This is a genomic window from Chitinophaga eiseniae (assembly GCF_900167135.1).
GTDB classification, from domain to species: Bacteria; Bacteroidota; Bacteroidia; order Chitinophagales; family Chitinophagaceae; genus Chitinophaga; species Chitinophaga eiseniae.
In genome coordinates this window covers 438,024-451,964 of record NZ_FUWZ01000004.1, presented here as the reverse complement: position 1 = coordinate 451,964, position 13,941 = coordinate 438,024, and the positions used below count along the sequence as shown (strand labels likewise).

The window sequence follows — 13,941 nt, the reverse complement described above, 5'->3', positions numbered from 1 at the left end:
GGAGTATGCCACATATCTATGTCTATGCAGTACATTTATGAGAACTTCACCTTTCCTCCGGACCAGTCATTTACCATCAGGTCAGAAATGCTGGAGATCAGGAGATATACGGCATTGAAGTCACATGTGAACTTTGAGATCGCGCTGATTGAAAACTGTAGCGGCAAACGTTTCATCGGCGATCATATCCGCGACTTTGAAGGTACGGAGCTGGTGTTGCTGGGCAGTTATCTGCCGCATTGCTGGCAGTATTACCAGGCGGTAGATCCTTTTCAACCACCGGTAGCGACAGTGATCCACTTTTTCCCTGACTTTATGGGCCGGCAACTGCTGGAAAAACCGGAAGCGCGGCAACTGAATGCACTCTTCGAAAAAGCCGCCAGGGGCTTGCTGTTCAGCGGCCCAACCATTACCACCGCCAGGAACCTTATGCTGGAAATGCTGGGCCAATCGGGCCTCACACGCGCCGTACTGATGTTACAGCTGCTGGATGCGCTGGCGCAATCCGACTACGCTGAAGTGCTCTCTTCCCCCTACTTCAACGCTGTAGACAATTCCGGCGAAGCCAATAAAATCAACAAGGTATTTGATTATATCTTCAGCCATTTTAAAGAAGAAATTGCGTTACAGGATGTGGCAGACCTCATCCCGATGTCTTCGGCGGCCTTCTGTCGTTTTTTCAAACGGAAGACCAACCGCACGCTGATTGATTTTGTAAAGGAAGTGAGAATAGGACATGCCGCCAAACTATTGCTGGAAGGGCATCATAATGTCGCAGAAGCCTGTTACGATAGCGGGTATAACAATATCTCCAACTTCAACAAACATTTTAAGGATATCAAAGGGTTATCTCCCCGTGATTTTATAAAACGGTATAACGAACACACCGTCGTTGCTATTCCTTCCTGAATTCATAAAAAGGAACTGCTTCCACCCAGGTTTCCCCCTGCGCCGTGCCGGGCACGCCTACCTGGTAGCCGGCCATCAGCCTGTTCCATTCCGCACAACGCGGGCTGTAAGCTTCCGCTGTTTTTCCCATCTGCCCCAGGTCAGCGCCCACAGGCACCTCGATCTTCATCACCAGTAAATACTGATACCGGTAAAGAACGATCTTTCTATACCCTGCTTTCCGGAAACCGGCTTCCACTTCCGGCCATACCTGCCGGTGATAACGAAGGTATTCCTGCAGCTTCTTTTCTTCCGGCACAATGTTCACCACGAACACCTTCTCTTCTGTTTTCAGTTCTTTGTTTCCGCCGCATGATACTAAACATACCGCGAAAAACACGCATAATAGGTGCTTCATCATTTATTCAATAAAAGATAAATAATCAACATGACCGCCGCCAGTACCGCCCAACCGGCCCACACCCTGCGCGACTGTCCACCAATTTTTTCTGTTGTGGCCGCCGGCTTCCCGGTGGCTACAACCGGCGCCGTCAGCAATGACACCATCACGATCAGCACCGCCAGTCCGATAAAAAGATATACCGACAACAGCAGGAAATGCGGCCAGAACCCTTTGTACGGATAATTCAGCAGGTAACATACCCCCATCAGCAGGCAAACAGATCCCCCGCCGTATAGGACCGTCAGCACCGCCACCCTGTTGGTCCGCTTCCAGAAAATAGAAGCGAGAAACACCACCGACAGCGGCGGGGCCAGGATAGACACCATGCCCTGCGTAATTTCAAACAAACCTTTACCTGAATACAAAAACATCCCTGCGATGCCGATGGCCAGCAATGCCGCCAGCACCGTCACCCACCGGCCGGTGCGCACCCGGCTCTCTTCGTCCGTTGTGCTGAACTGTGCCACCACATCCAGCGTAAATACCGTGCTGAAAGAATTGAGTCCCGACGATACCGTGTCTATCAGTGCCGCAATCAGCGCGGCGATGCAAAGGCCCCGGAAACCATCCGGCATCAGCTGCTTCACCAACGTAATGTACGCATTATCAGCGGTGGTGATATCCCTGAACAATATAAAACAGATAATGCCCGGCAGCAGAAAGATGACCGGGGTAATAATCTTCAGCGCCGCGATAAACAACGCCCCGTACTGCCCTTCCCTCAGGTCTTTGGCGCCCAGCAACTTCTGCACGATGGTCTGGTCGGCACACCAGTAGTAGATCGCTACTACCGGGTAACCTGCCAGGATGGCTACCCATGAATACTCCGGGTCGTCGGCTCCATGCAATAGCTTCCAGAAATCCGGCGGCACCTCGTGGTGCGCTACGCCGGAAGCCATCATCCTGTTGAATGCCAGCACCGTGAGTATCAGCGAAGACACGATAATGATGACCGACTGGAAAATGCCGGTGCGAACGACCGCCCTGAAGCCGCCTACAGCGGTATAGCTGGTAGCGATCAGCGCAATCAGCGCCACCGCGTACAGCAAAGGACAGCCCAGCACCTGCGAAATCACCAGTCCGCCGGCATACAAAGCGCTGCCCAGCCATACCACCAGTATGGATACCAGGCTATAGATCACCAGGAAATTATAAGCGCTTTTTCCATAACGATGCAACAGGTACTGCGGTATAGTGCTGATACCGGCCGACAGGTAACGTGGCAGGAAAAACATGGCCAGCAGCAGCAGGAATATCCAGGCCAGCCACTCAAAATTGGCGCCTACCACCCCCTGGGAAAACCCCAGGCTGGACATGCCGATCAGCATCATAGGACCAGCATTGGCACTGAACATGGAAAAACCGATCTGCCACCAACGCAGCGACCGGCCTCCTAAAAAAATATCTTTTCCGCTGTTCCTGCCCAGGAAAAAACCCAACGCAAAAAGTGCGATAATATACAACACCAGCACAATGCCGTCAACTCCGGTAAGTGATATATTCACAGGCGCGTGTTAAAGATCATAATGATACAATAGGTGAATACTTCCTGATATTCAGACTGTTCCAGGAATAATGTTTTACAATCTTATCCGCCTTCCGGCAGTAGTCCCAGTCCACCCGCACCGGCATACCGGCCGTGTCCGGCAACACAAAAGTACCGTTCTTCCATTCGGGACGCACGCTGAAATAACGCTCCAGCCCATACATGATAGCATACAGGTATTCCACTTCACAGGCGGCATCCGCGGTAGCCATCAGCGCTGCGGTAAACAATGAATAGCCACCGGATGAAAAATCCACGCCGTTCTTTGCCGCCAGGTCCCGCACCTCCTTCCATTCGTTCACCCCTCCCAGGTGCGTGGGTACAGGCTGCAGATGCCGCACTCCCATGTTCACCAATGTAGGGAATAAACGCGAGGTCCGTTCCGACTCGCCGAAAGAAATACAGAGCGGCGTGCGGCTGCACAACGCCCCTATCTGTTCAAATGCGGCGGAGTGGATAGGCTCCTCCAACCAGGCTACATTCTCCGCGGCGATCATGTCTGCAAAACGCAATGCTTCTTCTCCGCTCCATATCTGGTTAGCATCTACCGCCAGCCGTATATCCTTCCCCAACAGGCCGCGTACAAACTTCACACGGGCGGCGTCTTCCTCCATCCTGGTGCCGAAACCCTTGCCGACTTTCATCTTATAACAATCCACGCCGGCATCGAGGAAAAGACGGACTTCTTTTTCCAGCTCAGGCAAAGTGTAGTTGGTACCACCGCCGCTGCCATACATTTTTACGGTGTCTCTTTCCGCGTTGAGGTACCGGTGCAACGGCACTCCTTCCCGGCGGGCCGCCAGATCGTGCAGGGCCAGGTCTATCTGCCCTACCAATGCCGATGCCGGGCCTCTGAAGCCCTCGTTGCGGATGGACCAGTAAAGCAGCCGGTACAGCTGGTGATACGGAATATGGTGACTATGCAGCAGGATGGGCAACAGGCAGTTTTCCAGGATATTGATATAGCTGCTGTAAACGGGCGCCTCTCCGATAAAACCGTTTTCGTCTTCCAGTGTGATCAGCGCCAGGCCGAAAGCAGGAAAAGGGCCCATGGTAGCATCCTGAATGGGCGTCACCGCCGTGGCGGGTTCCAGCTCCCTCAGCTGTACGCTGGTGATGTTGAAGATTTGATGATCGATAGTATACAATGCTATGTGTTTACTTGTTACAATCCAGTATGTCCTGGTACACTGCCGCCGGTAGCGGGCCTTCCCGGAAGGCCGACAGGCTGTCTTCCAGCTCGTCCGGAGCGGATGCGCCTATCACAATGTTGAATGCATGAGGAATATTGAGCAGGAAACGATGTGCCATTACCGGCAACGAAAGCCGATGCCGGTCGGCGATCAGCTGCAGCCGCTGCGCTGTTGCGATGCGGTCGGCAGGTAACCATGACGGTGGCTGCTGCTGCCACACATTAAAATTTCTTCCCAGCAGCCCCATATGCAGCGGACTGGCGGCGTAGTACGCCATACCTCTTGCCTGGCAGAAAGGAAGCCGGTCATAGAGCGCTGCCACGTTACCGGCGTTCAGCCGGTTGAATTCCATGATCACGTCAAAAACACCGGTCTTAATAGCAGCTTCCATCCACAAAGGGATGTTACCTCCCAGACCGATTTTCTTCACCAGGCCCAGTTGCTTCAGGTGTTGCATCACCCCTATCACGTTATCCGCTTCCTCTTCCGGCACTGCCTCAGGGTCGTGCAGGAACAGGACATCCACAGCGGGAATGCCCAGCGCTTTGAGCGAGTGATAAACGCTGTTCATGATGCCGGCAGCGGAATAGTCGTAGCGCGCCTCCTCGGCAGCATAAGAGCGCAGCCTGCCGGCTTTGGTGCTGATGACCGGCATCGGCCCCCTCCACTGTTTCAGCGCATCGCCCACGATCTCCTCTGCATCACCATAAGCCGGCGCGGTGTCCAGCGCGGTAATGCCGTTTTCCAGGGCAGTCAGTATAGTGCGGACAGAAGCCGGCCGGTCTCTTCTTCCCCATACGCCTCCAAGGCCTGCTGTCCCCAACACTATACTTTTTGCATTCATCCGAAAAAATCTAATCCTTAAAAAAATCCGCGTAATAAAAGTAAAGTCGCCACAACGGTGTGACAACACCTAAATTGACTTAAACCTATGTTATTTTTGCCCGGGCGTCAAAATATACATGGCGCAGTCATGTGCTTCCAGTGTACCTTTCAGCGTTCTGACCGGCCTACCGCTCCATACTTCCGTGACATTAAAGGGCTGCCACAGGTCCAGCTCTTTTTTGAGGTCTATCTCAAAAGACTGCCCGCTGGCAGCACGATTGAACACACAAACAGCAAAAGCCTTGTCCTGCAATGGTTTCAGCAATACCTGCAGATCATTCTTTTGTAACACGGTAGTGGCTTGTCTGCCCAGCGCGTCCTGATTGATGGCGATCAGTTGCCGGTTAGTGATCAGTTGTAATACTTCCGGAGCGATCTGCTTCAGGTCCATATTGACCATCAGCGGCGCCGCCAGCATACTCCAGAGCGCAAAATGCGTGCGGTACTCTGTGGCGGTGCAACCTTTAAAGCGGCCGTCAACAGAAGAAGAGGCGCCTTTACCGTAAAGACCCACCATGAGCAGGTCGGGATCATTCCAGCCGCCCGGACCGGCATACGGTGCCAGGTGTTCCTGCTGACGGAATATCTCCATGATGCCGGTGAGGTTGGTATTGTGCGACTCCCATACATCGCGGCTGTCCCAGGTGGTGCGCCACAGATGCCCGCCGGCCGCTTTCGCCCAAAGCCAGGGCTTCCGCTGTCCCCATTCACAAATAGAGTATACGATAGGACGGCCGCACTTTTTCAGCGCATCGCCCATGCGGGAGTAGCGACTGAAAGCAGTAGCCACATCTTCCGGCGCATTGCAGTAATCGTACTTCAGGAAATCGATGCCCCAGGCGGCGAAAGTTCGCGCGTCCTGTTCCTCGAAATTATAACTGCCGGTAACACCACCACAGGTAAGCATCGCTGCATCGGAGTAGATGCCCAGCTTCAGTCCTTTGCCATGTACGTAGTCCGCCAGGTACTTCATGCCATGAGGAAACCGTACGGGATCAGGGACCAGCTGGTTGTGTTTATCGCGGCCGGCCACCCAGTGATCGTCTATCACCAGGTAACGGTAGCCGGCAGCCTTCATACCGTTCGTTGCCATGGCATCAGCCATGTCCATGATCACCTGCTCGCTGACTTTGGCCTCAAAAAAATTCCAGCTGTTCCACCCCATCGGAGGGGTGAGCGCCAGCGAATCCCAGGCGGAGTAACGTGTTTGCGCACCAGCCGGCAGGCAGGACATCAAAGCTGTCAATAGCAAAATTATTGTTCTCATTGTTCTTGGATAAGGGGATGTTTCAGGATAAAGATCCGCATTTTTTTAATGATCAGAATTTTACCGGTGCGCCCATCACCGGCACTACCACTTCAAACCGTACTTTATCATCCTGCACCGGGTGTAATACCGTCACCACCATATCGCTCACCCCTTTTTTGATCCGCAGGTCCTCTTTTGCAGGTAATAGTTCCAGCGGCTTACGCCCATGGTCCGCCACACAGAGTTTACCTTTTTTGTAGATAACGTGCTGGCCGGCGCGGAGCGGCTTGTCGATCGTCAGCACAGTGTTGTCCGACAGCCCGATCGTCACCCCCTTTACCTCGGTGCCTTTCGGCCCCATGATCCTGAAGGAGAACTCCAGTGGTTGCTCTGCAAACTCATTCTGCAATGATATATGTGTTCCTGTGATGGAACAGCGCTGTTCAGAAAACCTGTTTTCCCGGATAGGATACAACAGGTATATATTGGCGGCTGCTTTCTCCAGGTGAAATTTATAGCCCAGGTCTTTCAGTTTTTCTTTCAGGGCGTTGCTGAATTTGTTGGCGGCACGCGCTTCCTCCCAGCACCGGAAAGCGTTAAATATCGCTTCTTTTTCTCCGCTGGCTTCCACTGTCTGTTGGTTGAGCCCCAGCATGTAGGTGGCATTCCATCCGATGGATTTTGCTTCCAGGTTTTCCGCATCGTATAGGCTCCAGTCTGCCTGGTATCCCTGGATGCCAAAGGTAGCCGGGAAATAGCTGCTCTCGAATACGTAACGCATGTCCTTCCCTTCGATGCCCCATTTATTTTTCACGGGGCTGAACATATGATCGCCGCCACCTACGTTGCACACGCTCATGTAATGCCAGCTGCCCTCCTGTACGGCGCTGCCCATTACCCGCAGGTATTTACCGCCGTTACGGTGGTAACTGTCAAAAAGCCCGCGGAAAAAACGTTTGAAGGAATAATGCCCGTGGCCCTGGTACATACAGCTTTCCAGCCCGTCGAAATCTATGTAGTCCATGCCGCCGGCTGTCAGCCATTTTCCGTAGTAATCAGCATACGTATCCTGCAGGTGCATATCCGGCGCAAAGCCGCGGTAGCAGTTGGGTTGCAGTTTTACGATCGTGGTACCTGCCTTGTAACTTCCGCGGGTAGTACGATGAAACCCCCTCTTCACGTGCAGGAAGGTGTAAGGCGGCGTGCGGGTGATACCATCGTATTCGATCAGCTCCTTCCCTATTTTCAGCACGTTGGTATGATTGCCTTCCCAGCCGCCGAATTCGTTGAAATAGGCGGTATCCGCCACGGTGATGATCGTATCTTCTGGTTGAAGGTCTTTGGTAATGGTGGTACGCTGCATAATGGCGAGACTGTCACTGGGTATGGGCGATACATCGCTGTTATCACCGGGTTGCAGGAATTCGCAAAGCGTATGCAGCCCATAACGGATGCCATGTTGTTTCATCAATGCGCCAAAGGCAGGAATGCTCATTCCTGTTTTATCGCTAAAACTGACCTTCTTGTTTTTCCAGGGATTGGCCGGGTTAGGGTAATATTCTCCCCATCCTTCATCCTGCACACCTTTGATCCCGAGGCGACCGGCATAGGCAACGAGACTGTCATGCGGGCCATACCAGGCGATATCCGGACAGTAGGCCGAGGGATCTTTGATCCATTTGCCATCAATCGTAGGATACGGCAGGCCTTCCGCCAGTACAATTTTTTCTATGGTATGAAGGCCGAGCGAGTCAGGACAGGCATATAACGCGATGGCTGAACCGATGAAGTCCGCTTCAACGGGCGTCACCAGTTGATAGCGGGCGGAGTTGGCCTTTCCGTCCAGCCCGTCGGGGTAATCGGGAAAGCGGATCATCTGCTCCTTCCGCCGGTTGCGGGAATGCATACAGATAGTGGCGCCATAGGCTGGTTCCAGCTTTGCGCCGTTGCCGTAGTTCATCCGGAAATACTCTTCCGGCTGGGAATAGAAGGCCACATCGTTTACGCCGTCACCGCCGATGCTAAACGTCTGCCCTTCTTTGAGGTGTGCCGGCAGCGGATATTTTACGGGGTCCGGGGAATGGATGAAGTAATACATGAAAGACAGGTCGCCCTCACTGGGCGGCCCCCCGGTGGTGTTATCGTCCAGTCCCAGCATACCGAAAGCAAATTCCTTATTCCGTATCACGCCGATCACATCGCCGATCAGTGTCGAGATCGTGCTTTTATATGGTCCCCAGACGATATTGTCCACGTTTTCTCTGTTCGTGAGGGACAGCAGCTTCAGTTTCAGGTATTCCGGCTGCTGGTCAATACGGACCAGCGCTTCCGAGCCATTGGGATAGCGGAGCCGCATTTCATGCTGCCGAGGGTTGTATACCGCCTGTTGCGGCAGCAGGTATTGTTTACCTGCATAGAGGCTCATCAGCGCCGATGTAAGCCCTTTGGGACAATATTCGCGGCCATTCTTTTTATTGCGGACAGACGTAATAAATCCTTTGCCATCGATCGTTACCGTCGCATACTTTGTCTGTAGCCTGACAGGCTGCGCGCTAAGGCTGGTGGTATACAGGATTGATATCAACAGTAGGGAGATCAGTCTAAACCCATTACTATTCATGAAAGAAAAAGTTTTTTAAAAAAACATACATTCAAAAACCGGCAGCCAGGACAGCTGCCGGTTTTTAACCAATATAACGCTGATTATTGCAACGGATCAAAAGAGCCGCCCCATTCTTTGTTTTGCAGCAGTACATTCTGAGACTGTGAGATCTGGTCTGGTTTCAGGGCGAAGAACCAGTGGTTCAGGTCCAGGTTGAACTTCACACCGGCATCGCCATCAAGGTTATCGACATACCGGGCGGTGAATTTAGCCCTGGTAGCGGGGTCCATGATATTTTCCGAAGCGGTCACCATTTGTCCGTCTTTCAGGGTGATGTACAGGCCATGGCGGCCGCCCTGGCTGTTAAGGATATCGTAGCGTTTCCAGCGGCGCAGGTCATCGAAGCGCCTGCCTTCAAATGCGAACTCCACTTGTCTTTCACGGATATAGGCGTCGCGGATGCCTGCTGTGGCAGTAGCGGTGATGCCATAAGTATTGCCCGCGCCCGGGGTGATACCCGCACGTTGACGGATATCGTGCAATACCTGCAAGGCTTCGCCGGACTTACCCAGCTCATTGGCGCATTCGCCGTAGTTCAGCAGCACTTCTGCAAAACGGATCTCCGGCCAGTCGGTGCCGGACTGGTACACCAGTGCGCTGGTAACAGTCGTGTCGAGGCCCTTACGATCGAAGAAACCGGTAATACCCGGGTTGCCCGGTATCCCCGGATGAATGACAAGGGAAGCGTTGGTATAGCGTCCGCTGGCTGCATCATACTTCCAGACGTTCCAGTAGCTGTTACCGCTCACATAGGAAGGCGGTATCTGGTCGGGCGTGGGGTACGGCGTACCACCATAGAACACGGTTGCGTAAAAACGGTCATCCCGGTTGGTATAAAAATCATTCATGAAAGCAGCGTTGTAGGCCGGATCGCCCAGCTGGTTTTTATCAAACTGCATGGGAGATCCATCCCGCTTCGGAAAGGCCAGCAGCAGCGACAGCAACGGCTGGTTGTTGTTGGAGGCGTCGCGGGTAAAAGGTTCCGCACGGATGCCGTTAAACGTGTTGGCATGAATAGGATACCAGAACTGGTTGACCATGATCACCTCTTTGTTACGTTCCTGGTACCAGATGTTACGAAAGTTGGGATGCAGGGCATGTCCGGCGCTGACAGCAGCGTCCACGGCGGCTTTGCAGGCATTGTAGGCCGACTGCCAACGGGCGGCGTCGCCACCGGGATTAAACAACGGGCTGGCATAAGTAAGCAGTACCCTGCCTTTGAAAGCCATCGCCGCTACTTTGGTGATACGTCCGTAATCCTGGCTGGCATTGGGATAGCTGGCGGGCAATACCTGTATGGCATCGTCCAGGTCTTTTACGATCTGCGCTATGCATTCAGACGTTTTATTGCGCGGCACAAACAGTGACGGTTTGTTCAGGTAATCCTGCGTATGCAGGACCAGCGGCACACCGCCCACCTGGCGGACCATTCCCCAGTACGTCCATGCCCGCCAGAACTTCGCCTCCGCAGCAAAGCGGCTGTTCCGTTCCGCAGAGATGACAGTGGCTGGTGCTTTCGCCAGGTTATCGAGGAAATAATTGATCTTCTCTATGTATTTGTAATCCAGCTTTGTATTGGATGCTTCACTGCTGGCGCTGATGATCCCCCGCTGATAGTCGCCAAGACTTCTCGGCGTGGAAATACCTTCGTCCGAAGCACTGCCATTGAAAGGCCATTTAGGCAGCAACCCACCGTAAATATCAGACAGGTAAGCCTGTATCATGGTGGAGTCTTTCCAGACGTTTTCAGGAGACATGGCGCCGACGTTGTCGTAGTCCAGTCCTTTTTTACAGGACGACAGCTGAACGACAGCCAGCGCAGCACACGCAATAGCGATACTGAGTTTATGTATAAGTTTCATCTTCTCTTTTTAAGTCGGTTAGAGGGTTACATTTGCCCCAAAGTTGAATGTCTTCATTACCGGGTAGTTGGTATGCCCTCCCATTTCCGGATCGTAGTATTTGCTGTTGAATTTGCTGAGCACAAGGAGGTTGGAGCCGCTGAAATATATTTTGAAGCCATTCACGCCCCATCTGCTGATCAGTTTTGACGGCAGGCTGTAACCGACGTTCAACAGGCGCAAACGCAGAAAATCGGAACGGGTGAGCCAGAAAGTGCTTTCATCCGTAGTTACGCGGTTGTTGCCATCGTTACTGGAATAACGCCGTGGCAGGTAAGCATTGGGATTGTCCGGCGTCCAGCTGTTGCCATACCATTCCTTCCAGTTACGGTTCCATTCCACGTTCTGTGCGAGATTGTTCACGTACTTGTATTGTTTCAGGTTACCGTTGATAGTAGCGTCTACGGAAATGCCTTTCCATTCAAATCCCAGGTTAACGCCCAGCAGGATGGGATTATTATTGCCCTTCACTTCTACCTTGTCCCAGTCGTCGATGAGGCCATCAGGTTTGCCATCCGGCCCGTTGAGGTCCTGGTATACCATCTGCCCTAATTGCGGTGCAATGCCGTAATATTTGTAATTGGGATACGCGGCGTTCCATGCGTCGAGGTCCGCCTGCGTACGCAGAATATGATCGGCCACGCGTGTTACAATGCGGCTGGTAGAGCGGCCTATTTCATCCTGGTATGGATAGGTAATGTTCTGGTCTTTGACGGTGTACCTGGCGCCACCATAGGACGCATTGGCATTTACATAATACTTCACGTTCCCTACCCTGTTGTTATATCCCACCGTCAGTTCCACCCCGTTGGCATGTACTTCTCCGTAGTTCTCTGCGGGCATCTCGCGGGGAAAGGTTGGGGAAATGGTCTGTATTCTTTTGGCCAGGATATCGTAGGTGTTAATAAAATAATATTCGGCGGTTGCATTGAAGTGACGCAGGAAATCCACGTCCACCGCTACGTTATACGATTTTGTTTTCTCCCAGGTAACGATCGGGTTGGTAATGTTGCCATACTGTATACCCGTCCCTGTGATAGGCGAAGTGCCGAAATAAGCAGATTCTCCGATTTTATACACCTGCATCCACTGGTAAGCGTCAATATTGTCGGAGCTGGTAAGACCAGCGGAGGCACGCAGTTTCAGGAAGTCTATACCTTTGACGTTACGGAAAAAGTTCTCCTTGGAAATTACCCATCCTGCAGAAGCAGACGGGAAGAAGCCCCAGCGGGAATCTATCGGAAACTTATAGGAGCCATCATACCTGTAGGAGAAAGTGGCGAGATATTTTCCATCGTAATCATAGAAGAACTGTCCCACCCAGGACTTGCGGCCTACTTTTTCGTTGGTGATGCCGTCCGCATCTTTATCGTTCGGTTCTTTGCTGGCCGCCCACCATTGGTCGGTAGTATACACCGGGAAATTCTGGCGGTAAGCGTCTGCGCCGCCGACTTCCGTCTGTGCTTTTTCCATCAGTACCCATCCGCCTACATGGTGCCGTCTGAAATTGCGATCATAGCTCAGTTGCAGGTTTAGCTGACTGTAGTCAGACCAGCGGTAATCTTCTTCCAGATAATCGTTGCTGACCTGGTTCGTTTTTTTCAGGCCTACGAGATCTTTTTCATCGAGGGACAGTATCCTGTTGCCGGTGCGCTTCATCACCCATACATCGTACTTTTTCTCGAAGTATTTAAACCGGGTATTGGACCAGTTGCGGTTGTATTGCGCGCTGGCAGTAAGCCCGTCGATACCCGGTATTTTATAACTCAGTTTCAGATTGATGGTGGGGTTTACCACGGTATTCTTTTTGTATCCGCCATCGCCGCGTACCTGGGCGCCCATGTTCATGATCCAGCCATAGTCTACCGGATGTCCGCCGTCGGTCCACACCGGCTGTTCGGGCTGCCATATCCGCAATTTCCCGTACCAGTCGTTAAAATCATCTGCCGTAGGGGGAGAATAACGGTTGGTGGTGTTCAAAGCAAGACCGGCAAACAATTGCAATCTGTCTGTAATATCTGCGGTGACGTTGGAACGAAGGTTATATTTTTTGTAGTCGAGATTTTCCACGAAGCTTTTCTGCGAGACCATAGATCCGCCCATATAATAACGGACTTTGTCTCCCCCGCCGGAAACACTCAGGTTGTGGGAGGTGGTAGAAGGGTCACGCCATATGGTGGCCAGTTGATCGTAGCCCCATCCATTGTTGACGGTCTTGAAGAAATCCAGTTCCTGCTGCGTCCACAGATCGGTAGCGTTGGGGTTGATACGGTTGTACAACAGCCCTGCTTCCACCGCGCTGGTCAATGGCGCGTTTTTGGTACGCTTATCGACGCCGGTATTGAAGGAGTAGCTGATGACCGGCCGGGCGGATTTCACACCTTTACGCGTTGTCACCACAATAACACCGCCTGCCGCCCGCGCGCCATAGGCCGCTGCTGCCGACGCATCCCGCAGTACGGAAACGTTGTCGATATCGTTGGGGCTCAGGTTATTAAAATCATCTGCATTGCTGGTCACCATACCATCGATGACAAACAGCACCGGTTGTGCCGGCCCTTTTTTAGGGTCTTTATCGAACGTCGTTACCTGCCGGATAAAAAAGGATGGCTTCGCGCCCGGCACGCCCGCGGGCGTGTTTACTTTCAGGCCCGCCACCTGTCCCTGCAAAAGGTTGCCGGCGGAAGTAGTAGGCGTTACCCGCTTCACGTCGTCCATTTTAATAACGCCGATAGACCCGGAAATAGCGGATTTTTTCTGTACACCATAACCCACCACTACTATCGCATCGAGGTTACTGGAAGAGGACAGCAGCTTTACCAGTATGCCTGTATCCGCCTTCATCTGCGTGTTGTTGTAACCTAATTGCGAGATCCTGAGCGTACTTCCTTCCGGTACGCCGATCTCAAAAAAACCTGCGCTGTTGGCGACGGCGACTTCTTTACCGCCTACCCGTACTACGGTGGCACCGGGCAGCGGGGTAAGATCTTTGGTGTCCACGACCTTGCCGCTTGCCCTGACAATTCGCTGCGCCTCGGCTGACTGCATAGAGAGGAACACAAATGACAACCCCAAAGCAGATCCTATTAGTGCTTTGCTTTTTACTTTCATTGTGACTGTAATTAGATTTTGATTGACTTACTGTCGGAAAAAA

At 52.6% G+C, this 13,941-nt stretch carries 9 protein-coding genes; 1 reads left to right on the top strand and 8 read right to left on the bottom strand.

All coding sequences use genetic code 11. From position 1 onward, the window contains the following. Positions 1-24: 24 nt before the first annotated feature. Positions 25-909 (top strand): helix-turn-helix domain-containing protein, encoded by an 885-nt coding sequence (locus tag B5D63_RS25295; protein WP_159456154.1) that lies wholly within the window; start codon positions 25-27, stop codon positions 907-909. Here the strand turns inward: B5D63_RS25295 and B5D63_RS25290 are convergent. The 8 genes from B5D63_RS25290 to B5D63_RS25255 form a co-directional block, all read right to left on the bottom strand. Then, a complete protein-coding gene (locus B5D63_RS25290; protein WP_235021626.1) occupies positions 896-1,306 on the bottom strand; it encodes an L-rhamnose mutarotase in 411 nt (136 codons plus the stop codon). The two genes, B5D63_RS25295 and B5D63_RS25290, sit on opposite strands and share 14 nt — an antisense overlap. After that, complete coding sequence (locus tag B5D63_RS25285; RefSeq protein WP_078671641.1) at positions 1,306-2,856, bottom strand: SLC5 family protein; 1,551 nt, start codon at positions 2,854-2,856, stop codon at positions 1,306-1,308. The genes B5D63_RS25290 and B5D63_RS25285 overlap by 1 nt, the downstream gene beginning before the upstream one ends. A 16-nt stretch (positions 2,857-2,872) precedes the next feature. Further along, on the bottom strand, positions 2,873-4,045 hold the full coding sequence (locus B5D63_RS25280; protein WP_078671640.1) for an enolase C-terminal domain-like protein: 1,173 nt from the start codon (positions 4,043-4,045) through the stop codon (positions 2,873-2,875). A 10-nt stretch (positions 4,046-4,055) separates the two neighbouring features. Further along, on the bottom strand, positions 4,056-4,934 hold the full coding sequence (locus tag B5D63_RS25275) for an aldo/keto reductase (protein WP_078671639.1): 879 nt from the start codon (positions 4,932-4,934) through the stop codon (positions 4,056-4,058). Between the two features lie 90 nt (positions 4,935-5,024). After that, positions 5,025-6,242 carry a glycoside hydrolase family 27 protein gene (locus tag B5D63_RS25270; RefSeq protein ID WP_078671638.1) on the bottom strand — a complete coding sequence of 406 codons (1,218 nt, stop codon included), beginning with the start codon at positions 6,240-6,242 and terminating at the stop codon, positions 5,025-5,027. Positions 6,243-6,294: 52 nt separating this feature from the next. Further along, a complete protein-coding gene (locus tag B5D63_RS25265; protein ID WP_078671637.1) occupies positions 6,295-8,844 on the bottom strand; it encodes a hypothetical protein in 2,550 nt (849 codons plus the stop codon). An 83-nt stretch (positions 8,845-8,927) separates the two neighbouring features. Further along, a complete protein-coding gene (locus B5D63_RS25260; RefSeq protein WP_078671636.1) occupies positions 8,928-10,748 on the bottom strand; it encodes a RagB/SusD family nutrient uptake outer membrane protein in 1,821 nt (606 codons plus the stop codon). An 18-nt stretch (positions 10,749-10,766) separates the two neighbouring features. Continuing rightward, positions 10,767-13,898 (bottom strand): SusC/RagA family TonB-linked outer membrane protein, encoded by a 3,132-nt coding sequence (locus B5D63_RS25255; protein ID WP_078671635.1) that lies wholly within the window; start codon positions 13,896-13,898, stop codon positions 10,767-10,769. Positions 13,899-13,941 lie beyond the last annotated feature (43 nt).